This is a genomic window from Bradyrhizobium sp. USDA 4369 (assembly GCF_054056435.1).
Window position 1 is genome coordinate 5,185,380 of record NZ_JBSRYH010000001.1, and the last position, 21,939, is coordinate 5,207,318.

17 protein-coding genes, 1 pseudogene and 1 riboswitch are annotated in these 21,939 nt (G+C 65.5%); of the genes and pseudogenes, 7 read left to right on the top strand and 11 right to left on the bottom strand.

The features are described from left to right. Nucleotides 1–161 precede the first annotated feature (161 nt). The gene (locus tag ACVIJ6_RS23455; RefSeq protein ID WP_456774635.1) at nt 162–2,207 is read left to right on the top strand and encodes a pyrroloquinoline quinone-dependent dehydrogenase; all 2,046 of its coding nucleotides are present in this window, start codon (nt 162–164) and stop codon (nt 2,205–2,207) included. Nucleotides 2,208–2,283: 76 nt separating this feature from the next. Here the strand turns inward: ACVIJ6_RS23455 and ACVIJ6_RS23460 are convergent, their stop codons facing one another. Then, nucleotides 2,284–2,535, bottom strand: a complete 252-nt coding sequence (locus ACVIJ6_RS23460) for a PilZ domain-containing protein (protein WP_456774636.1) — start codon at nt 2,533–2,535, stop codon at nt 2,284–2,286. A gap of 144 nt (nt 2,536–2,679) precedes the next feature. Further along, the gene (locus ACVIJ6_RS23465) at nt 2,680–3,120 is read right to left on the bottom strand and encodes a PaaI family thioesterase (RefSeq protein ID WP_456774637.1); all 441 of its coding nucleotides are present in this window, start codon (nt 3,118–3,120) and stop codon (nt 2,680–2,682) included. Nucleotides 3,121–3,431: 311 nt separating this feature from the next. On the opposite strand from ACVIJ6_RS23465, the gene ACVIJ6_RS23470 reads away from it, so the two are divergent. Both ACVIJ6_RS23470 and ACVIJ6_RS23475 read left to right on the top strand, forming a co-directional pair. Further along, the gene (locus tag ACVIJ6_RS23470; RefSeq protein WP_456774638.1) at nt 3,432–3,728 is read left to right on the top strand and encodes a hypothetical protein; all 297 of its coding nucleotides are present in this window, start codon (nt 3,432–3,434) and stop codon (nt 3,726–3,728) included. A 130-nt stretch (nt 3,729–3,858) separates the two neighbouring features. Further along, complete coding sequence (locus tag ACVIJ6_RS23475; protein WP_172238500.1) at nt 3,859–4,089, top strand: hypothetical protein; 231 nt, start codon at nt 3,859–3,861, stop codon at nt 4,087–4,089. Between the two features lie 14 nt (nt 4,090–4,103). Here the strand turns inward: ACVIJ6_RS23475 and ACVIJ6_RS23480 are convergent, their stop codons facing one another. The 6 genes and pseudogenes from ACVIJ6_RS23480 to ACVIJ6_RS23505 all read right to left on the bottom strand — a co-directional run bounded on the left by ACVIJ6_RS23480 (nt 4,104) and on the right by ACVIJ6_RS23505 (nt 8,949). After that, nucleotides 4,104–4,241: a hypothetical protein gene (locus ACVIJ6_RS23480; RefSeq protein ID WP_172238317.1), complete on the bottom strand. Its 138-nt coding sequence runs from the start codon at nt 4,239–4,241 to the stop codon at nt 4,104–4,106. A 183-nt stretch (nt 4,242–4,424) separates the two neighbouring features. After that, on the bottom strand, nt 4,425–4,658 hold the full coding sequence (locus ACVIJ6_RS23485; protein WP_456777065.1) for a DUF6894 family protein: 234 nt from the start codon (nt 4,656–4,658) through the stop codon (nt 4,425–4,427). Nucleotides 4,659–4,761: 103 nt separating this feature from the next. Next, nucleotides 4,762–5,586 carry an IS21-like element helper ATPase IstB gene (gene istB / locus ACVIJ6_RS23490; RefSeq protein WP_456771792.1) on the bottom strand — a complete coding sequence of 275 codons (825 nt, stop codon included), beginning with the start codon at nt 5,584–5,586 and terminating at the stop codon, nt 4,762–4,764. Beyond that, entirely contained in the window at nt 5,583–7,115 is a 1,533-nt protein-coding gene (gene istA, locus ACVIJ6_RS23495) for an IS21 family transposase (protein ID WP_456771791.1), read from the bottom strand. The genes istB and istA overlap by 4 nt, the downstream gene beginning before the upstream one ends. Nucleotides 7,116–7,752: 637 nt before the next feature. After that, nucleotides 7,753–7,965: a hypothetical protein gene (locus ACVIJ6_RS23500; RefSeq protein WP_456774639.1), complete on the bottom strand. Its 213-nt coding sequence runs from the start codon at nt 7,963–7,965 to the stop codon at nt 7,753–7,755. Between the two features lie 631 nt (nt 7,966–8,596). Continuing rightward, nucleotides 8,597–8,949, bottom strand: a pseudogene (locus tag ACVIJ6_RS23505) (ADP-ribosylation/crystallin J1). A 453-nt stretch (nt 8,950–9,402) separates the two neighbouring features. Here ACVIJ6_RS23505 and recA point away from each other — a divergent pair. Together recA and ACVIJ6_RS23515 are read left to right on the top strand one after the other, a co-directional pair. Then, on the top strand, nt 9,403–10,491 hold the full coding sequence (recA, locus tag ACVIJ6_RS23510; protein ID WP_012045380.1) for a recombinase RecA: 1,089 nt from the start codon (nt 9,403–9,405) through the stop codon (nt 10,489–10,491). A gap of 290 nt (nt 10,492–10,781) precedes the next feature. After that, on the top strand, nt 10,782–11,861 hold the full coding sequence (locus ACVIJ6_RS23515) for a DUF1835 domain-containing protein (RefSeq protein WP_456774640.1): 1,080 nt from the start codon (nt 10,782–10,784) through the stop codon (nt 11,859–11,861). On the opposite strand, the gene gcvP is transcribed toward ACVIJ6_RS23515, so the two are convergent. The 3 genes from gcvP to gcvT all read right to left on the bottom strand — a co-directional run bounded on the left by gcvP (nt 11,840) and on the right by gcvT (nt 16,452). Then, nucleotides 11,840–14,713: an aminomethyl-transferring glycine dehydrogenase gene (gene gcvP, locus ACVIJ6_RS23520; RefSeq protein ID WP_456774641.1), complete on the bottom strand. Its 2,874-nt coding sequence runs from the start codon at nt 14,711–14,713 to the stop codon at nt 11,840–11,842. The two genes, ACVIJ6_RS23515 and gcvP, sit on opposite strands and share 22 nt — an antisense overlap. A gap of 192 nt (nt 14,714–14,905) precedes the next feature. Next, nucleotides 14,906–15,271 (bottom strand): glycine cleavage system protein GcvH, encoded by a 366-nt coding sequence (gene gcvH, locus ACVIJ6_RS23525; protein WP_284420635.1) that lies wholly within the window; start codon nt 15,269–15,271, stop codon nt 14,906–14,908. A gap of 26 nt (nt 15,272–15,297) precedes the next feature. Beyond that, on the bottom strand, nt 15,298–16,452 hold the full coding sequence (gcvT, locus tag ACVIJ6_RS23530) for a glycine cleavage system aminomethyltransferase GcvT (RefSeq protein ID WP_456774642.1): 1,155 nt from the start codon (nt 16,450–16,452) through the stop codon (nt 15,298–15,300). 146 nt (nt 16,453–16,598) lie between these two features. Continuing rightward, nucleotides 16,599–16,710: riboswitch (glycine riboswitch) on the bottom strand. Nucleotides 16,711–16,891: 181 nt separating this feature from the next. On the opposite strand from gcvT, the gene alaS reads away from it, so the two are divergent. After that, on the top strand, nt 16,892–19,582 hold the full coding sequence (gene alaS, locus ACVIJ6_RS23535; RefSeq protein WP_456777066.1) for an alanine--tRNA ligase: 2,691 nt from the start codon (nt 16,892–16,894) through the stop codon (nt 19,580–19,582). A 2-nt stretch (nt 19,583–19,584) separates the two neighbouring features. Beyond that, nucleotides 19,585–20,814: a cyclic nucleotide-gated ion channel gene (locus tag ACVIJ6_RS23540; protein WP_456774643.1), complete on the top strand. Its 1,230-nt coding sequence runs from the start codon at nt 19,585–19,587 to the stop codon at nt 20,812–20,814. The last annotated feature ends 1,125 nt before the right edge of the window (nt 20,815–21,939 follow it).

Consider the following 21,939-nt stretch of genomic DNA (forward strand, 5'->3'; position numbering starts at 1 on the left):
CGGTGGATCTGCCAGCCATCCCGCAATGATTCCGCTCGTCCCGCAGGCTCCGCCACCCGTCCCATTGGCGTGGACGCCCGGCTTGCCGCCAGCATCATCGTGCTGCGCGCCGCTCGAGGCGTTGTTCTCGACAAGGGAAAAGACGCGACAAGGGAAAAGACATGGCGTTACGTCGGGATGCGATCACAATTGTTGTCATCGTGGCGCAGGGCCTTTTGGCGCAGGCGGCGGTTGCCTCCACGGGTGCGTGGCCGCAATGGGGCGGCGATGCTGGCGGCACGCGGTTCTCGCCGCTGGCGCAGATCACGCCGGCCAATGTCGACAATCTGGTGCGGGCCTGGGACTACCACACCGGCGACAGCACGGTCCGGCCGCCTGCAGCGGCCCTGCGCACCAAATTCGAGGCGACGCCGCTGCTGATTGACGACAGCCTGGTGTTCTGCTCGCCGTTCAACGAGGTGATCGCGCTCGATCCTGGCACGGGCGTGGAGAAATGGCGCTTCGATCCGAAGCTCGCGAATGATCTCAGGCCGGCCAATCGATATGCCTGCCGAGGCGTCGCTCACTGGGTCGATGCGCAGGCGCCGGCTGACGCGGTCTGCCGCAGCAGGCTGTTCATGGGCACGGTCGACGCGCGGCTGATTGCGCTGGACGCCCGGACGGGGCGGCCCTGCGCGGGCTTCGGCGTCGGCGGAGAGGTGCGCATCGACCTTGGGACGGACCTGCTCTGGCCGGGCGAGCATCAGATCACCTCGGCGCCGGTGGTCGGCCGCAATATGGTCGTGGTCGGCTCGTCGATCGCCGACAATCAGCGGGTCGCGGCGCCCGCGGGCACGGTGCGTGGCTTCGATGCGCGCACCGGCGCGTTGCGATGGAGCTTCGATCCGTTGATCCATGACGGCATCGCGGCCGGGCACGCCAATGTGTGGGCGCCGATGTCGGTCGATGACGAACGGGGCCTCGTGTTCCTGCCGACGTCCTCGCCAAGCCCGGATTTCTTCGGTGGTGCGCGTCCCGGCGACAATCACCACTCCGACTCCGTCGTCGCGCTGCGGATCGACACCGGCGCGCTCGTCTGGTCCTTTCAGACCACGCATCACGACGTCTGGGACTACGATTTGCCGGCGCAACCGACGCTGGCGAGACTCGAGACCGGGCAGGGCGCGCGCGACGTCGTGATGCAGCCCACCAAGCAGGGTTTTGTGTTCGTGCTCGATCGCGACACGGGGGCACCGATCTGGCCGGTGGAAGAGCGTGCGGTGCCGCAGGTCGCTGTCGATGGCGAACGGCTGTCGCCGACGCAGCCATTCCCGACCCATCTGCCGCCGCTCCTCGAGCAGCGTTTCACATCGGAGGACATCTTCCGGGTAGTGCCGCGCTTCGTCGATTCCTCCTGCGAGGATCAGCTCGCGCCGTTACGGAATGATGGCCTCTACACGCCGCCAACCACGCAAGGCACGTTGATCTATCCGATGACCGGCGGCGGCGTGAATTGGGGTGGCGCGGCGTTCGATCCCGTCCGCCAGATCCTTTACGCCAATGTCAGTCGGGCCATTCACATCGTCAGGCTGATCCCGCGTGACCAGGCCGACCGCATGCGATCACAGCCGGGGATCGAACTGGGTCTGCAGCGCGGCGCGCCATTCGCAGTGACGCGGGCGATCGCGATGTCCAAGCTCGGCGTGTTGTGCAACCGGCCGCCCTGGGGGGAGATGGTCGCGCTCGACCTCAGGGCGGGCAAGGTGCTTTGGCGATCGACGGTCGGCACCACGGAAGACCGCGCGCCACTCGGGCTGGCCTTCAGGTGGGGCACGCCGCTGGTGAACGGCCTCGTCGTCACCGCCGGGGGGCTCGTCTTCACGGGCGCTATGGATGCGTATCTGCGCGCCTTCGACGCGGGCTCGGGCGAGGAGCTGTGGCAGGGGCGGCTGCCGGCCCCTGGGGTCGCCAATCCAATGACCTACCAGTGGAACGGAGAACAATATGTGGTGATTGCTGCCGGCGGCCATTCCGAGGCGGGCACGACGCTCGGCGACGGCGTCGTGGCGTTTCGGCTGGCGCGGGCCGGCGAGTCGCCCTCATTATGGTCTCGCACCATCGACAGGCCGGGCGGGAGGCTGATCGGCAGCGCGATGATGGCGGGCTTCGTCCTGGCTGCGCTGCTGCCGGCATGGTGGCATTGGCATGGACGTCGCCGGCGCACCTAGCTCGAGCATGATCCGGAAAGATGGAAACCGGTTCTCCGAACACATCATGATCGAAGTCCAGCTTCGCCGCGCGCGATCAGTCGAATGCGACGCCGATCCGCTTGTCGTGGCTCCACACCGCGTGGCAGCGCCGCGTGAACTTATCGACTGGGATCACCAGGGTGAACGCTCCTGGCAGGCCGACCGGATTGACGACCTCGACGCGTGCGCCTGTATCCGACATGTTGCGGACCATGCAATCGACGGCGCCGCCGCCGTCGAATGCCAGCCTGCCTTGTTTCAGCACCCGATGCCGGGGTGCGATCCGTTTCTCGTCTGTGTCGCTCATGGCCGTAACCCGATGCCGCTTGGCGCCGCCTTTCGCTTCAAATGCGCGTAAAATAAACCAGGGCCGGGTTTCATCGAGATAAATGCGGGTTGCGAAGACCGGGGTGCCGTCTTCATCTTTCGTTAACGCCCGTAGCTTCCCGGATCAGAGCATCGCGAATGCGCTCGACACCATCGCGACAGGTTTGCCGTCAGTGGCGCTCGTCAGCGTGACACGGCCGAAGCTCATGGTGCGGCCGAGCCGGACAACGCGTGCATCGGCGAGCACATCGGAGGAGGCGACTGCGCGCATGAAATGCGTTGTCTGGTCGACCGTGGTCATCGGCCGGTAGCCGCTATTCGCCGTGACCATTGCGATCACCATCGCAGTGTCGGCGAAGGCCATCAGCGCCTGTCCGCAGACGACGCCATTGTCCCGGCACAGACGTGACGAGAACGGCATGCGCAGAATGGCGCCGGGCTCGCCCTGCGGCGTCGGCGCAATGTCCTCCACGGTCAAGGCAAGATCCTTGATCCAGGGCGCGAACACGTCGCCCAGGATTTGGCGCGCCTCATCGAGGGTGAAGTTCAGGGCGTCAGTCGGCACGTACGGAGCCTCCCATGTCGTGTCATTTCGCCAGCCTTGATCGGGCGGGCGGCCGACCGATTGCCGCAGGCTGGCGGCTTGAAAAGGCCGGAGTTCGAATCCTATGATGGATGGCGGGCCGATGACAGCCGGCAGTGGATGCCCGGCGGCGGCGTGGCGGCGTGGCAATTGATGAGCGAGCCAATGTCGTGATGCATGGAGTTGGCCCTTGGACTTGGTCCTTGGACTCGGCCCTTGGACTTGGCGCAGGGCGAAAGACTTGGCGCATGGCGAAGCGATGGTATAAGGCCCGCCACTATCGGGAGTAACCAATGAAGAAGCTGATCGTGACGATGGCGCTCGCCGTGGCTGCTGGCTGGGCTGTCCCGGCCATGGCGCAGATGCCGAACATCAATCTTCTCGCTGACGGTCCCTCCAAGACCCCTGAGGAGAAGGAAGCTGAGGCGGCGCGCGAGAAGGCCTACAAGGACACGATGCGCAAGATCCCCGACGCCAAGACCTCCGCTGACCCATGGGGCAATGTTCGCGCCGTGGAACAGCCGAAAGCGGCGCCGGCCGTGAAGACCACGGCTGCCAAGAAGCCCAAGGCGAACCCCACGACCAACTGAGCGCTGCCGGCACCCGGCCGCCCGTGCCGTCCAGGCAAGATCGGCGATAGGCTCGGGTGGCAGCATGCTGGACTCGGATTCCGCGCGGCCTCGTCTATATTGACGGGGGGCAACGCGCTGGAGTTCGTCGATGGGATTGCGTCCGCGTGACATTGCCAGCCGGATGGCGGCCCGGCGCCGTAAGGGCGACGGCTATGTCCGTGACACGTTCAAGTTGCCGCGCGAGGAAGCACGCGCCAAGGCTCGCGACTATCTCACCCGATATCCGAAGGCGGGCTATATGAGCGCCGTCGAAAGCTGGCGCGAGCTGCCCGACGGGGCCATCGAGTTTACGATGCGGCGCCTGCCGAGCGCGGACTGAGCCGCTGGAGGCGATCATTCCTTTTCGCCCAGCAGTTTGCGCGTGTCGCGATTGATGAAGTGAAGCCGGGTACAGGCCTTGCAGACCACCGTTTCATACGCGCAGGCCGGGTCGCCCGGCTTCGGCTCTTCCAGCCAATGCTGCACGTTCATCCCGGTTCGCGGACATTTGAAGATCAGATTACCCATACAAATTTAAATGTCTGCCAGGACGGGAACAGACATTTTGATCTGAATCAAAGTCTCACGAAGAAATGGCCGGTCGTCGTACGTTCACGGCAGGCAATGATTGAATCTATATTGCTGTTTCTACCTTTGAGATGTGAATGACCGCCGTCACGCCTGATCGAGGGATTCCGCGACGATCCTGATCCGGAACACGGGCTGCCTCGCTTCGTCGAGCAGCTCCATCTGCCATTCGGAGTTTTCGGCAAGTTTTCGCGAGATGCTGCTCGCCATGTCGGCGCAGACAGTGGTCATCTCTTTCCAGGCTGCATTACGATCGGCACATTCGGTGCCATACTCGGACGCGCCTGTAGCGCGACGATCAGGATGAGAACTGGGCGTCAATCTGGATGAGAAGATTGGGGCCGGGATCCTGGGATCATTGTCGCGGACGTCCGGCTTGGCAAGTGCTGATTGACGCTGGGCGACAATCAGCGGTGCGGCAGCGTCAATCAGCGGAGCTTTGAACCTCCTTCGGCGTAGCATGGACTGGTGGCCGGCTGGCGCCGCGCTTGCGGCCGAGGGCGGCCTTGCGGCGGTAGCTCTCGACGTTCATCTCGATGATCGTGGCGTGGTGGACGAGGCGGTCGACGGCGGCGAGCGTCATGGCCTGATCGGGGAAGATGCGGCCCCACTCGCCGAACGGCTGGTTGGCGGTGATCAGGAGCGAGCGCCGCTCGTAGCGGGTGGCTATCAGCTCGAACAGCACGCTGGTCTCGGCCTGATCCTTGGAGACGTAGGTGATGTCGTCGAGGATCAGCAGGTCATAGCGATCAAGCTTGGCGATCGCGGATTCCAGAGCCAGTTCACGCCGCGCCACCTGCAGCTGCTGCACGAGGTCCGTCGTGCGCGTGAACAGGACGCGCCAGCCGTTCTCGACGAGGGCAAGCCCGATCGCCGCGCTGAGATGGCTCTTGCCGCCGCCGGGCGGACCGAACAGCAACAGATTGGCCCCGGTCTCGAGCCAGACGTCACCTGCGGCGAGTGCCATCACCTGCGCCTTGGACAGCGTCGGCACGCTCTCGAAGTCGAATGTCGCGAGCGTCTTGCCCGCAGGCAGGCGTGCCTCCGTCATGTGCCGCTCGATGCGGCGACGGCCACGATCGGCCACCTCGTGTTCGGCGAGCGTGGCGAGGAAGCGCGCCGCGGGCCAGCCTTCCTTGTCAGATTGCGCGGCGAGCTTTGGCCAGATCGCCTTGACGCTCGGCAAGCGCAACTCTGTGAGAAGGAGTTCGACACGCGCGGCATCGATGGATGTGGTCGTGCTGGTCATGCTGCATCTCCCGTATTCGAGGTTGCCGGCACGAAGCCGATGGACGCCAGTTCGTCGTAGGCGGCGAGCGGTGCGAGCTCGACGGCGACGTGCGGGATCGCGGCCTGCTCCGGGCGAAAGCGGATGCGCAACGCGGCAAGGTCAGGCAGCCGTCCCGCATCGAGATCTCTGGCGACGATCTCGGCAAGCTCTGCCTCGCAGGCCCGCTCGTGAGCGAGGGCGAGAAGCTCGACCGTCACCTTGCAGGCATGACGATCGTCATATCGTTCCTGCAGAGTCTCGAACGCGCGTCGATAGGCGGCCCGTGGGAACAGCTGATCGCGATAGACGAGATTGGCGAGCGCCATCGGCTTGCGCCGCAGGGCGTGGATGACGTGCCGATAGTCGACGACATGTCCGCCCTTTTTGTCCGACACCGGACGACCACGACGCAGCGTCGCGACCTGCGTGGTGCCTATGAAGCATTCGAGGCGATCATCGTAGATGCGCACGCGCAGACGATGACCGATCAGCTTCGACGGCACCGTGTAGAACACGCGGCGCAGGATGAAGCCGCCCGACGAGGTCACGTGGATCACCTTCTCCTCGAAGTCACTGCTGCGACCTCTCGGCAGTGGCGCCAGCGTCTCCTTCTCGATTGCGATCCGCTTGACGAGATGGGCGTTGCGCCGGCCGACGACCATGTCGACGAAGGCGCGATAGGCATCGAGGTCGGCGAAGTCGCGCGTCCCCCGCAAAAGCAGCGCGTCCTCCAGCGTCTTCTTGAGATGGCCATGTGGGCTCTCGATCGAACCGTTCTCATGCGCGATGCCGGCATTGTTGCGGGTCGCCACCATGCCGTAATGCCGCATCAGTTCGTCGTAGCGTTGCGTGATGTCCTCGCGCGCATCGATCGTGAGGTTGCGGAACGCTGCCGACAGGCTGTCGCTGCGATGCTCTCTGGGGACGCCGCCGAGCGCCCACAGCGCATTCTGCAGGCCTTCGGCCAATGCGACGAAGCTCTCGCCACCGAGCACGACATGGGCGTGCGCGAAGCCGGAGAACGCCAACCGGAAGTGATAGAGCCGGTGGTCGAGCGCCACGCCCGCGATGGTGATACCCAGCACGCCGGCATCGGTGAAGTCCGACAGGCCGAGCCGCCCGGGCTCATGCTCCTGGCGGAAGATGACGTCCTGCTCGGGCCCATTGAAGGCGCGCCAGGCCGTGATGCGCCGCTCCAGCGTGCGGCGGATGTTGGGATTGAGATCGGGATGGCGCCGGCGCAGCTCCTCCAGCACACCGACCGCCCGGATACCCGGTGCGGCCTTCAGGATCGGCTCGATCTCGGCGTCCCAATAGGGCGCCAGCGGATCAGGCCGCCGCCGGCCACGCGGCTCCTGCTTCTGCGACGGCAGCCGCGGATCGGCCTCGATCCGGTAGGCACTCGCCGTCGAAAACCCGGCTTTGGCCGCCGCGGCCTCGGCCGATAACGTCAATCGGTAACTCATGTATAGCCTCATCTGGTGGTCGGTGATGTGGAGGCCAGGCAAGCCGTCGATCCTCTCTTGTCGAGACGAATCAACAGCTTGCGCTAACCACACCCGGCCGCCAGACGGCCTGAAAGGGACGCGCCGCCGGCGGGAGCGGTCCTCCGGTCGGGCTACGCCCTCCCTTCGTCCCGCTCCCGCCGGCACTCTCTCATCCTGATTGTCGCTGGGTTCTCACCTTGATTGTCGTCGCGCACGCGCCGGAGAAGTGGCCGTTACGGATACGAAAGAAATAGAGCGGCATTGCCAAAACCGTTGACCCCTGACCGCCCCAGGCCGCTGGGTTTGATGAACGCAGGGTAAATGGATGCGGAAAACCCAATCGGATCAATTCCGGTAAAATACGGTCGATGACGACCGCGCCGGCACAGCGGAGACGTGTCCGCGGTGGAGCCTCACCCCAGATCTGCTGTGATCTTGGGCGGCCTGTGAACTGAAACAAGTGAGCCTCGGACCGCCGCGGTCCGAGGCTCCGCGTCAACGTCGTAGCTTCCCGACGGGGCAGTTCGGCAATGACAGTTACACCTATATGACAGGGCGTGCGCGCATGCTTTGCGACAGGTCAACGCTCGTCGCAGAGGGGATCGACATCACACCCGCCAAGGCGTTTTCCCGAAACACTCAGGGCCATCAACCGGTCTCAGCGATCGATGATCCGCTCCGGCGCGACCGCCAGACGGTACGCGACGGCGGTCGAACCATCCAGCGTTTCGAGCAGCGCGTCGCATAGAGGGCAGCGAACGTCACCCGGTGGGCACGCGTATGAACGCAGTTCGATGCGCTGCAAGCCGGCTCTGCAGCAGAGGCACATGACATCATCCCGTTTCATTCTCTGATGATGCACGAACGGCATGATCAGTTCCGCGCGGATTGCGCCCGGCTGTATGACAACACCGTGCGCGGCGGCGGACGATCCAAAACGTCGAAAGCCCCGGACGGGGTCCGGGGCTTTCTCTCGCCCTTTGGCGCGGATGGTTTCAGGGCCGTGCGCCTAGAGGTGACAAAGCGCGACCGTACATCATGTGCTGATATCGGCCAGCTATTATCGCAACAAACAAATTCGGGGCTGATCAAAAATCTGTTCGTGTCCGACAACCGAACCCATATAGCGCAACCAAGAGTTTATGACAATGCTTGTTGTCCGGTCCACTCCAGAGCTACTTGCGGGTCAGTGATGCGCAGCGCGCGGTTCCGCCCCGGGGCGATCCTTTCGGCTGGCGTGGAAGAGATCGCTCCTTGCGGTCTGCGGCGCTTTATCTGCTGACCATCATATCACGGCCATGGAACAAGCTGACGGTGGCGCTGGGTGCATCGCATGGACCGGATGACCGATGAAGCTCAGGCAGAAACGGATCGGATTGCACGAGAAATAAGCTGTCGCACGCGTTGCGAGCCGAACAAAAGCAGAAGAGCGGTTGGAACTTCGTTCTTCTCAGGAGAACCACGGAGGTGCGGTCAGCGCACGCGCGCAGAAGTTGGTTGTTTCAAGGAAAAGTTTTGACGAGCACGATCGGGCCGACGATGGCCGCATTGAACTCAGCAAGGTGCTCGCTCGGAATCCAGTACTCGAGATGATCGCGTCCGCCGGCCTCTTGCACCTCGTAGCGATCGATGAAAGCGCGCAGCACCTCGAAGCGCAGGACATACCGCTGCCGCTGGCCGGCACGTTCCAGTCGCGCGCGATCTTCACCGCGTAGGCCTCGGTCAGCACGGGATAGAAGATCGGCTGCTCCGGCAGCCGCGGCGGAAACGCACGCATGCCCGACGCCTCGACAAGTGCGAGTTCCTTCGGGCCCACCGGGCGCCATAGTGTGATCGTCGGGTTGGCGATGGTCATGTGGTTTCAAGGGAGGCCGGGTGATCTGGTCTCCGTCCAAGCAGAACTGGACGGCTCCTGCAAGCTTCCCCGCCACTGTCTCAATCTGTGATTGTCGTTGGATCTGCTTCGGTGGGGAGATGTTGGACCGAGCCTGTGGCTTGTCCTGATCAGCACCCACCGATCGTGCCCCCGCGCGGCGGCTGTGCCTCAGCGGGCGGCGCGCTACTAGCGCCGGGGACCGGTGCGTTCTGCTGGGCGCGAGCGCGCGCGGTCTGGCTCAGGCACGGGATGTCCAGCGACCAGGCACCTGGCTCTGGGGGGCGCTATGAGCCGAAGCTGCGAATGCCCCCCCGAACGCGAGAAAGAACATATTGCGAACAAAGAACAGATCGGGTACATTCACCTCAAGATTGTTGCCCGGTCTCGTTAACCATTTGTCCATCCCGCGAATCCCCGCCATAAGGAGCGCCAATGTCTGCCACCGCCCTGCGTATCGTCGAAGGTTCCTCAATGGATAAGAGTAAGGCGCTCTCCGCTGCGCTGTCCCAGATCGAGCGTCAGTTCGGCAAGGGCTCGGTGATGAAGCTGGGCAAAAACGACCGCTCGATGGATGTCGAGACGGTGTCGACCGGCTCGCTCGGGCTGGACATTGCGCTCGGCATCGGCGGTCTGCCGAAGGGGCGGGTGATCGAGATCTACGGGCCGGAATCGTCGGGCAAGACGACCCTGGCATTGCACACCGTGGCCGAGGCCCAGAAGAAGGGCGGCATCTGCGCCTTCATCGATGCCGAGCACGCGCTCGACCCGGTCTATGCGCGCAAGCTGGGTGTCAACATCGACGAGCTGCTGATCTCGCAGCCCGATACGGGTGAGCAGGCGCTCGAGATCTGCGACACTCTGGTGCGCTCGGGGGCGGTCGACGTGCTGGTGGTCGACTCGGTGGCGGCGCTGGTGCCGAAGGCCGAGCTCGAGGGCGAGATGGGCGAGTCGCTGCCGGGCCTGCAGGCCCGCTTGATGAGCCAGGCGCTGCGCAAGCTCACGGCCTCGATCAATAAGTCCCACACCATGGTGATCTTCATCAACCAGATCCGCATGAAGATCGGTGTGATGTACGGCTCGCCGGAGACCACCACGGGCGGCAACGCGCTCAAATTCTACGCCTCGATCCGCCTCGACATCCGCCGCATCGGCGCGATCAAGGAGCGCGACGAGGTGATCGGCAACACCACCCGCGTCAAGGTGGTCAAGAACAAGCTGGCGCCGCCGTTCAAGCAGGTCGAATTCGACATCATGTATGGCGAGGGCGTGTCGAAGATGGGGGAGATCCTCGATCTCGGCGTCAAGGCCGGCATCGTCGAGAAGTCTGGCGCCTGGTTCTCCTATGACAGCCAGCGGCTCGGGCAGGGGCGCGAGAATTCAAAGTCCTTCCTCAAGGCCAACCCCGATATGACGGCGAAGATCGAGGCTGCGATCCGCCAGAACTCCGGTCTGATCGCCGAGCAGATCCTGGCCGGCAACGCCGAGCGCGATGCCGACGGCGAGGAGCCGGCGGAGGAGTAGGGGGACGACGGCTGCGGGGGCCGTGGACGTGAGTTGCCGACGTCCCGGCGCCCGTTTGCAGATGTGTGGTGCTCTATCGAAAACTGCGGCTGCTGCATTCCCGAATGCAGCGAGTATCCGTTTCTGAGCGCCGGATAAGATCTTCAACGCGACTAACTTAAAGTGCGCGCGGGCGGACCGGATCCGCGCGGCGGCACCAGGATTTCCGACGCCAATCCTGTGCGTCGGGAGTCGATCGCGAACGTGTTGCTCGCGCCTTGAGCCAATCAGGTCGTCCCGGAGCCAACAGCATGACGCGTTTGTTTCTAGCGGCTGATGATCCCAGCGCCGGAGCGCTTCGGAGGAGCGGCTTTGCCGATCTGGTGGTACCAATTCTCCATCGTTTCGTGTGGGGACCGTTGCCATCCGACGCCGATTTGTCGGCCTATCTCGCCCAGCGCACCGCGCGACGGAAGCGGGGGCATTGGTTGGATTTCGCCTCGCGTGGCGACTTCATGGCGGTCGGCGGCCGAAGTCACAGTTTTCTCGAACTTGTCGACCGTTGCGATAGCGTCGAGCTGTGGATGGGGACCCGTCCGAACGACCAGTTGGTGCTGATCTGGCTCCTGGACTATCTGCGCGATCACACGGAGATCGCGACGAAGATCGTATTGCGGCATGTCGATGTCCCGCTATTCGATGCCCCGGCCGGGCGACGCGCTGGTCGGACGATGGCCGGGGTCGAGCTTGCACGTGAGCATCTCGACCTGGGTCATCTGGCATGGCAGGCGTTTCGTGCGCCGACGCCGCAAGCCTGGTCCGATCTGTTGAAGCAGGATCTCAGTGCGTTGCCGCAGCTTCGCCGCTGCGTGCAGGAGATGCTCGATGAGCTTCCCGGTGTTGCGACGGGCCTTGGAGCATCGGAGCTGAGACTCCTCGAATTGCTGTCAGCCGGCTATCAGCACCCGTTCGATCTGTTGCCGCATCATCGGGATCGCTTTCAACGCCGCGTCTATGACTATTGGGAAGGAGGCACGTTGCTCGACGGTCTGGCACTGGCACGGGTGCCTGCAATTGCCGGCCTTGCCGAATGGCCATTCTCGGTCGAGATACACGACCGCCGTGAAAGCCTCGAGCGCTACAAGGCCAGCACCCTGTCGCTGACACCGCTCGGCAAGGCAATCCTCGCCGGCGAGGACGATTTCAGCAGCCATAATCCGATCCGACGCTGGTGGGGCGGCACCGAATTAACCAACGCCAATCTCTGGCGTTGGCATGCGGTGCTCGTCGCTCCGGATCCTGGCATGCCTGACCTCATTGATTGTCGCGAGCCGTGGCGCCCGATCTCTTGGAACATGCGTGAGGAGGCTTACTCCGCGGCCTGTGCGTAGTCGCCAATCGGTGGGCACGAGCAGACCAGATTGCGATCGCCATAGACATTGTCGACGCGTCCGACGGGGCACCAATATTTGTCGGTGCGCGAGGTGCCCTCGGGGAAGCAGCCCTCGCTGCGGCGATAAGCGCGGTTCCAATCGTCATCGGCGATGTCGTGCACCGTGTGCGGCGCGTGGCGCAGCGGCGAGGCCTCGATGGTGAAGCGGCCCTGTTCGACCTCGGCGATCTCCTTGCGGATCGCGATCATGGCATCGCAGAAGCGGTCGAGCTCGGCTTTCGATTCCGACTCGGTCGGCTCGATCATCAAGGTGCCCGCCACCGGGAAGCTCATCGTCGGCGCATGGAAGCCATAATCGATCAGGCGCTTGGCGATGTCGTCGACGGTGACGCCGCAGGTCTGCTTGAGCGGGCGCGGATCGATGATGCATTCATGCGCGACGCGGCCGCGTTCGTTGCGGTAGAGCACCGGGAAATGCGCATCGAGGCGCGCCGCCACGTAATTGGCGTTGAGGATCGCGATTTCGGTGGCGCGGGTGAGGCCCTCGCCGCCCATCAGCAGCATGTAGATGTAGGAGATGGTCAGGATCGAGGCCGAGCCGTAGGGCGCGGCCGAGACCGGTCCGACGGTAGACGCCGTCGCGCTGTCGGTCGCGGGGTGACCCGGCAGGAACGGCGCCAGATGCGCCTTGACGCCGATCGGGCCCATGCCCGGGCCGCCGCCGCCATGCGGAATGCAGAACGTCTTGTGCAGGTTGAAATGGCTGACATCGGCGCCGTAATCGCCCGGCCTGGAGAGGCCGACCTGCGCGTTCAGGTTGGCTCCGTCAAGATAGACCTGTCCGCCATGGGCATGGACGATGTCGCAGATGTCGCGGATGTGCTCCTCGAACACGCCGTGCGTCGACGGATAGGTGATCATGATCGCCGCGAGCTTGGCGCTGTGCAGCACGGCCTTGGCCTTGAGATCGGCAAGATCGACATTGCCGTCGGTGTCACAGCCGACGACGACGACCTCCATGCCGACCATGTGCGCAGAGGCCGGGTTGGTGCCGTGGGCGGAGGAGGGGATCAGGCAGATCGTGCGATGACCCTCGCCGCGTGCGGCGTGATAGCCGCGGATCGCGAGCAGCCCGGCATATTCGCCCTGCGCGCCCGAATTCGGCTGCAGCGACACCGCATCATAGCCGGAGATCCGGCACAGCCAGTCCTGCAGATCGGCGAACATCGTGTGATAGCCGGCTGCCTGTGCGCGCGGCACGAACGGATGCAGGCTGGAGAATTCCGGCCAGGTCAGCGGAATCATCTCGGTGGTCGCATTCAGCTTCATCGTGCAGGAACCGAGCGGAATCATCGCGCGGTCGAGCGCGAGGTCGCGGTCGGCGAGCTTGCGCAGATAGCGCAGCATCTCGGTTTCGGAGCGATGCGCGTGGAACACCGGATGAGTCAGGAACGGCCGCTGCCGTTTCAGCTCGGACGGGACAGCGTCGCGCGCCTCGGCTTCGATGGCCGCGTAGGAGAGCTCGCCGCCAAAGGCGCGCCAGACGGCTTCGACGACATCGGCCGTCGTGGTCTCGTCGAGCGCGATCCGCAGCCGGCTGCCGTCGCGTCCGAGATTGATTCGCCGGCTTTCCGCACGCGCGATGATCTCATCGCAGTTGGCGCCGGTCTCGACGAGGACCGTATCGAAGAAGCTGTCGCTCGCCGGTGCGAGGCCGAGCTTGCGTAGCCCGGCTGCCAGCACCGCAGCTCGGCGATGCACGGTCCGGGCGATCGATTTGAGCCCGTCGGGACCATGATAGACCGCGTACATCGCGGCGATCACCGCGAGCAGCACCTGCGCGGTGCAGATGTTCGAGGTCGCCTTCTCGCGCCGGATGTGCTGCTCGCGGGTCTGCAGCGCCAGGCGATAGGCGGGCGCACCGCGCGAATCGACCGAGAGGCCGACGATGCGGCCGGGCAGCGACCGCTTCAGCGCGTCGCGCACTGCCATATAGGCGGCATGCGGTCCGCCATAGCCCATCGGCACGCCGAAGCGCTGTGCCGAGCCGATCGCGATGTCGGCGCCGAGCTCGCCGGGCGAGGCGATCACCGTCAGCGCCAGCAGGTCGGCGGCGAGAATCGCCAGCGCACCCTTGTCCTGCAGCCTGGCGATCGCAGCGCGCGGATCGCGCAGCGCGCCTGTCGTGTCCGGATATTGCAGCAGGCCGCCGAACACCTCGACGCCGTCCAGATCCTTGGCCGGATCGCCGACGATCAGCTGCCAGCCCAGCGGCTCGGCGCGGGTGCGCAGCACGGCCAGCGTCTGCGGATGCACGTTCTTGTCGACGAAGAATGCCTTGGTCTTGGCCCGCGCCGAACGCTCGGCGAGCGCCATCGCCTCGGCCGCCGCGGTGCCCTCATCGAGCAGCGATGCGTTGGCGACGTCGAGCCCGGTGAGGTCGCAGATCATGGTCTGGAAGTTGAACAGCGCCTCCAGCCGGCCCTGGCTGATCTCGGGCTGATACGGCGTATAGGCCGTGTACCAGGCCGGGTTCTCCAGGATGTTGCGCTGGATCACCGCCGGCATGATGGTGCCCGAATAGCCTTGGCCGATCAGCGAGGTGAACACCTGGTTCTGTGCGGCCAGCGCCCGCATGTGGCCGATCGCCTCGACCTCGCTCTGCGCCGGTTCGAGCGTGAGCGGCGTGGCCTGGCGAATCGTGCCGGGCAGGGTCTGCGCCATCAGCTCGGCGACGCTCCTGACGCCGACGGTCTCCAGCATCGCCGCGACATCACGGGGCGATGGACCGATATGGCGGCGGGCGAAGCTCGTGGTGGCATCATCGAGCGGCTTGAGCGGCGTGGTCATGAGGGCCTCGCTGGAAGATCCAAAGTTGGTGTCATCGTCCGTCCTCGGGTCTCGCCTGCGGCGAGCCCGAGGACAGGCTGCAGCGGACGATCCAGTACGCCGAGGCGTCTCTGGTCGACCGCTGCCGCTGGTGAGTACTGGATGCCCCGCCTGCGCGGGGCATGACGGCGGGTGTGGTGGCCCGCAGGGGTCTCACGCCGTATGCGCCTTGTAGGCGGCCTCATCCATCAGGCCGCCGAGCTCGCTTCTGTCGGCGATCTTGAGCTTGAAGAACCAGGCCTTGCCGCCGGCATCGGTGTTGACCAAAGCGGGCTCGTCGACGATGGCCTGGTTGACCTCGACGACCTCGCCGGTGATCGGCGCGTAGACGTCGGAGGCGGCCTTGACCGATTCGACCACGGCGGCGGCTTCCGTCTTCTTCAGCGCGCGACCGACCTGCGGCAGCTCCACGAAGACGACATCGCCGAGCTGGGCCTGCGCGAAATCGGTGATGCCGATGGTGGCGACATCGCCCTCGATGCTGAGCCATTCATGGTCGGAAGTGTAGAGCGTGGTCATGGACGTCCTTCAGCGCTTTGCAGGGGTCAACGTTTGTAGGTGTTGGGAACGAACGGCGTGGCGGCGACGCGCAGCGGCAGCCGCTGGCCACGCACGTCGGCGAACAGCTGGGTGTCGAGCGTGGCGAGAGCGGTTGGCACATAGCCCATCGCGACCGGTGCATTCAGCGTCGGACCGAAACCGCCGGAGGTCACCTTGCCGATCGGCTCAGCCGAATCGGCCGTCGCGAACAACGTCGCGCCCTCGCGGACCGGCGCGCGGCCTTCGGGCTTCAGACCCACGCGGCGGCAGGCCGCACCACTGTCGAACTGCGCCAGGATCTTGCCCGCGCCCGGGAAGCCACCCGCACGGGCGCCGCCGCTGCGGCGGACCTTCTGCACCGACCATTCCAGCGCCGCCTCCACGGGCGTCGTCGCTGTGTCGATGTCATGTCCATAGAGACAGAGCCCGGCTTCGAGCCGCAGGCTGTCGCGGGCTCCGAGCCCGATCGGCAGCACGTCCTTGTCGGACAGCAGCGCTTCGGCGAGTTGCTCGGCCTTGTCGGCCGGGACCGAAATTTCGTAGCCGTCCTCGCCGGTATAGCCGGAGCGCGAAACGTAGCAGGTGAGCCCGTCGACGTTGCGCGGTCCCGCATCCATGAACCGCATGGCCTCGGCGTCTGCAAAGAATTTCGCCAGCACGGACGCCGCCTTCGGGCCTTGCAACGCCAGCAGCGCCCGGTCGGCGAGCGGCTGCACGTCGCAGACGTCCGAAAGTCCGTCGCGCAGCAGCTGGATGTCGGCGTCCTTGCAGGCGGCGTTGACGACCAGCACCAGATGCTCGCCGAAATTCGCCACCATTAGGTCATCGAGAATGCCGCCCTCGGCATTGGTGAACTGGGCGTAACGCTGCCGGCCGGGCGGGATGCCGATGATGTCCTGCGGCACCAGCCGTTCCAGCGCAGCTGCGGCGTCGGCGACGGTGCCGGATTTCGGCACCAAAGCGACCTGACCCATGTGGGACACGTCGAAAAGTCCAGCCGCGGCGCGGGTATGGAGGTGCTCCTTGAGTACACCGGGCGCGTATTGCACGGGCATCTCATAGCCCGCGAATGGCACCATCTTGCCGCCGAGGCTGACATGCAGCGCATAAAGCGGCGTTCGCTTGAGAGGAGAGGCAGGAGTAGCAACGGGTTCAGCCATGGATCAGGGGTCCTCGCGCGGTTCCTCGGGACCAGTCCCGAAAAACGCCACCGAAGCCCCATCTGTCGCTGTGCCTGAGAGTATTATCCCGTCGGCGGACGCTTCCCGGGATCACGCCCGGCCAGCGTCTCTTTCCAGATGCAGTAGCAGTCGCGAGGGTCCTTTTGCCTGAGAGTTTCCGGGGCGGTTGCTCCTTCGGCGCCGATCCTTGAAGTTCAAGCAGAACCTCAACAGAGCGGTCTCTCCCGACGCGACTGTCGTCAGTGCTGGTGACAAAACACCAGCTCATCGGAGCTGTCAACGCGTCACGCTGGCTTTCAACCAGCTTTAGGAGCCGTGCGGCAAGCCCATGATGTTTCTGCACACTTTCTGGACAGGCGAAGTTCGCTTGTCTAAAAGCAATGCCGTCGAATTCCCGGACTTCTTCGATTGGATTGTTATGAGCGGCGTCAACGAGATCAGGTCGACCTTCCTTAACTTCTTCGCCGCGAACGGCCACGAGATCGTGCCGTCCTCGCCGCTCGTGCCGCGCAACGACCCGACCTTGATGTTCACGAACGCCGGCATGGTGCAGTTCAAGAACGTCTTCACCGGCGTCGAGAAGCGGCCCTATCACCGCGCCACCACCTCGCAGAAATGCGTCCGCGCCGGCGGCAAGCACAACGACCTCGACAATGTCGGCTACACCGCCCGGCATCACACCTTCTTCGAGATGCTCGGCAACTTCTCGTTCGGCGACTACTTCAAGGAGAACGCCATCGAGCTCGCCTGGAAGCTCGTTACCAAGGAGTTCGGTCTCCCGAAGGACAAGCTGACCGCGACCGTCTACATCGACGACGACGAGGCGTTCGGCCTCTGGAAGAAGATCGCGGGCCTTCCCGAGTCGCGCATCATCCGCATCGCCGGGTCGGACAATTTCTGGCAGATGGGCGACACCGGCCCGTGCGGCCCGTGCTCCGAGATCTTCTACGACCATGGCGACAAGATCTGGGGCGGCCCCCCGGGCTCGCCGGAGGCCGACGGCGACCGCTTCATCGAGATCTGGAACCTCGTGTTCATGCAGTACGAGCAGCTCGAGGGCGGGGCCCGCAATCCGCTGCCGAAGCCGTCGATCGACACCGGCGCCGGGCTGGAGCGCGTCGCCGCGGTGCTGCAGGGCAAGCACGACAATTACGACATCGACCTGTTCGTCGCGCTGATCCGCGCCATCGCCGATCTCACCAATGCGGATCCGCAGGGGCCGCAGAAGGCCAGCCTGCGCGTCATCGCCGACCACCTGCGCGCCTCGTCGTTCCTGATCTCGGACGGCGTGCTGCCATCGAACGAGGGCCGCGGCTATGTGCTGCGCCGGATCATGCGCCGCGCGATGCGCCACGCCCAGCTGCTCGGCGCCCGCGAGCCGTTGATGCATAAGCTCGTCGGCGCGCTGACCCGCGAGATGGGCCAGGCCTATCCGGAGCTGATCCGCGCCGAGGCGCTGATCAAGGAGACGCTCCGGCTCGAGGAGACCCGCTTCCGCAAGACCTTGGAGCGCGGACTTGCGATCCTCGACGAGAAGTCGGCCACCCTCACGAAGGGCGACATGTTCGACGGCGACGTCGCCTTCACCCTGTATGATACCTATGGCTTCCCGCTCGACCTCACCCAGGACGCGCTGAAGTCGCGCGGCATCAGCGTCGACCAGGCCTCCTTCACTGACGCCATGGAGCGCCAGCGCGCCAAGGCGCGCGCGGCCTGGGCCGGAAGCGGCGAGGCGGCGACCGAGACTGTCTGGTTCCCGCTGCGCGAGAAGCTCGGCGCCACCGAGTTCCTCGGCTATGAGACCGAGACTGCGGAGGGCGCCGTCACCGCGCTGGTCAAGGACGGTGCCGAGGTCGACAGCCTCAAGGCCGGCGACAGCGGCGCGATCGTGCTGAACCAGACGCCGTTCTATGGCGAGTCCGGCGGTCAGGTCGGCGACACCGGCGTGCTGAGCGGCGACGGCGTTCGCGTTCGTATCACCGACACCCAGAAGAAGGCCGGCGACTTGTTCGTGCATATCGGCACGGTAGAGCAAGGCACGCTCAAGCTCGGCGCGGCGCTGCAGCTCGACGTCGATCATGGCCGCCGCTCCGCGATCCGCGCCAATCATTCGGCGACCCACATCCTGCACGAGGCGCTGCGCCAGGTGCTCGGCGACCACATCGCCCAGCGCGGCTCGCTGGTCTCGCCCGACCGGCTGCGCTTCGACTTCGCCCATCCGAAGCCGATCTCGGCGGAGGAGCTCGCCCGCGTCGAGGACATCGCCAACGACGTCGTGCTGGAGAACGCCGAGGTCACGACCCGGCTGATGGCGCTCGACGACGCCCGCGAGGCGGGCGCGCGGGCGCTGTTCGGCGAGAAATATGGCGACGAGGTCCGCGTCGTCTCGATGGGCAACGCCGCGCGCGACCAGGGCTCCAATGCGCAAGCCTCGAACGCGATGGGGTGGTCGGTCGAGCTGTGCGGCGGCACCCACGTCAAGCGCACCGGCGATATCGGCCTGATCGCGGTGACCTCGGAGAGCGCGGTGTCCTCTGGCGTCCGCCGCATCGAGGCGCTGACGGCGCGCGGCGCCCGCGCCCATGCCAACCACAACCTCTCGCTCGCCAAGGCCGCCGCGGCCGAGCTGCGCACCACCGTCGACGAGGTGCCGGCGCGCATCGCGGCGCTGATGGAGGAGCGCAAGAAGCTCGATCGCGAGCTGTCGGATGCGCGCAAGAAGCTCGCGATGGGCGGCGGCGCCGCGGCCGGCGGGTCCGCTTCCGGCCTCCGCGAGGTCGCCGGCGTCAAGCTGATGGCCCGTGCGGTCGAGGGCGTCGAGATGAAGGATCTCAAGTCGCTGGTCGACGAGGCCAAGAAGCAGCTCGGCTCTGGAATCGTTGCCATCGTCGGCCGCGCCGAGGACGGCAAGGCCGGCGTGGTCGTCGGTGTCACCGCCGATCTCACCGCGCGCTTCAACGCGGTCGAGCTGGTTCGCGCGGCGTCCGAGGCGCTGGGCGGCAAGGGCGGCGGCGGCCGTCCCGACATGGCCCAGGCCGGCGGCCCCGATGGAGCCAAGGCGGAGGCCGCGCTGGCCGCGATCGAGAGCGCGATCGGCAGGGTGGGCTGAGGGTGCCGCCGCTCGGGCCGGGACAGAGCATTCGCGATCCCGACCTGCGGGACCGGCTCTACGAGCTGCTCGAGCACGACCATCTGCCGCTGTCGGTCGGCTCGCGCTTGGTGCGGGCGGTCGTCATCGTGATCTTCGCCGACGTCCTGGCGACGGTCCTGGCCTCGGTGCCGCATCTCGACGCTCGCTTCGGCCCGACCTTCACCACGGTGAACGTCATGGCCGTGCTGGTGTTCGGCGTCGAATATGTCGCCCGTCTCTGGAGCGTCGCCGGCCATACGCCGCTGCATGTGTCGCCGTTGCGCGACCGTCTCCAATACGCCTTTTCCGTGCTCGGCCTCATCGATCTCTGCGCCTTCCTGCCGGCTGCCCTCGTGCTCGCCTTCGGCGATCACGCCACGCTTGCGGTGCTGGTCGTGCTGCCTTTCCTCAAGCTGGTGCGCTATTCGCCGGCGATGCGATCGCTGCTGGCCGCGATCCAGGCCGAGCGCCGCACCCTGGTCGGCTGCATCGCGATCCTCGCCGGCGCCGTGCTGTTGTTCGCCTCGCTGCTCTACGCGGTCGAGCGCAACGTGCAGCCCGACAAGTTCGGCACCATCCCCGACGCGATGTGGTGGGCGATCGTGACGCTCGGCACCGTCGGCTATGGCGACGTGGTGCCGGTGACCCCGCTCGGCAAGGCGATCTCGGTGTTCACCATCGTCGGCGGCCTCGCCATGATCGCGTTGCCGGTCGCCATCATCTCCAGCGCCTTTGCTGACGAGGTGAAGCGGCGCGACTTCGTCGTCACCTGGGGCATGTTGGCGCGGGTGCCGCTGTTCTCGCATCTCGCCGCCGCCGAGATCGCCGACATCATGCGGCTGTTGCGCGCGCGCACCATCGAGGCCGGCGAGATCCTCGTCCGCCGCGGCGATGTCGCCTCGTCGATGTATTTCATCACCGCGGGCGAGGTCGAGATCGAGCTGCCGACGCAATGCGTGCGGCTCGCCGACGGGACGTTCTTTGGCGAGATCGCGCTCTTGCATCGGACCAAGCGCTCCGGCACCGTCAAGGCCACGCGCAAGACGCGGCTGCTGGTGCTCGATGCGCAGGATTTCCACGCGCTGATCGCGCGCATGCCGGCACTCGCCGCCCACGTCACCACCACGGCGAAAGCCCGTATGGCCGATTCCGGCGACCTCGCCATCGCCGAACTGTCGCAGGTCGAGCACGACGACCAGCCGGGCGGGTAGGGGACGCGACGCGTCCGCTGCGACCCTCCCCTGGAGGACAGGGCTATCGCATATGGCAGATTGACATCGTCTCTGCGGCCATCCTTCGAGACACCCGCCTCCGGCGGGCCCTCAGGATGAGGGCTTGTTTTGCGACAAGAAATGAGCCCGCTCTCCATGAGCGCGCTGCTCATGGTCAATGTGCAGCGCCGGCTTCGGAGCCGGACCCTCATGGTGAGGAGCGCCTCTTCGGCGCGTCTCGAACCATGAGGCCCCGAACCGCTGCACAGTCATGTGCGATCGCCCTGCCCTGGAGGGGGAGTGGCGGCTCGCATGAGCGCAGCGCATGGGAGCCGGGGGGTGATCTCTCCACGCGCATCGGCGTCCGTGGCTTCACCCCACCCCGCTCGCGCGAGTCCGAATTTGAGTTCGGCTGCCTCCACACCGTCATGGCCGGGCTCCGTCCCGGCCATCCATGTCGTTCGGCGTCCTGAGAGCGACGTGGATGCCCGGGACATAAGCCCGGGCATGACTCCTTGGCGGCTGGATCGCGAAACGACACAGATCGCCCCGTGGGATAGATACGCGTTTCGACGCGAGCCCAAGGCGGCGCCGGAACAGGCGAACTCATCCCATCTTCCAACCAGTCAAACAGCCGGCTGCACGCGCGATCCCGCGGCGCGTTGCGTCCGGGAGATGCAGCTTCGTCCGCCCTCGACAATGATGAGGGCGCAGGGAATGCCGGGCGAAGGCCTCGCCCATGGCCCGCCTGCGAACAAAAATGCAGGCGGCAGGTACCACTGGTTCAGCCGAACATCCGGCATTCCCTGCGCGGCAGTTTTAACGCTTATACGCGATCTCCTCGGTGCGCCGGCTTGTTGGCCACCGTAGCGACAGCGCGCGTCACGCACGCCATCGCGGGACACCGGCATCGGGGTGTCAGGACCACGCGACTTCACGTCCGCAAGCGCATCATTCGTCCGCGCCCGAAAGCGCGCTGATGCCCTCACGTCCACCGCATTGCCGGCCCAACGTGTCGTGACGACGCGTACGTCCCTTGTGTGGAGAAGCTCTGCCAAGATGCGCAAACGGGCGGTTCTGACCAACCGCCCGTCGCTGGATCTGAGCCCGTTACGTCCCAAAAGC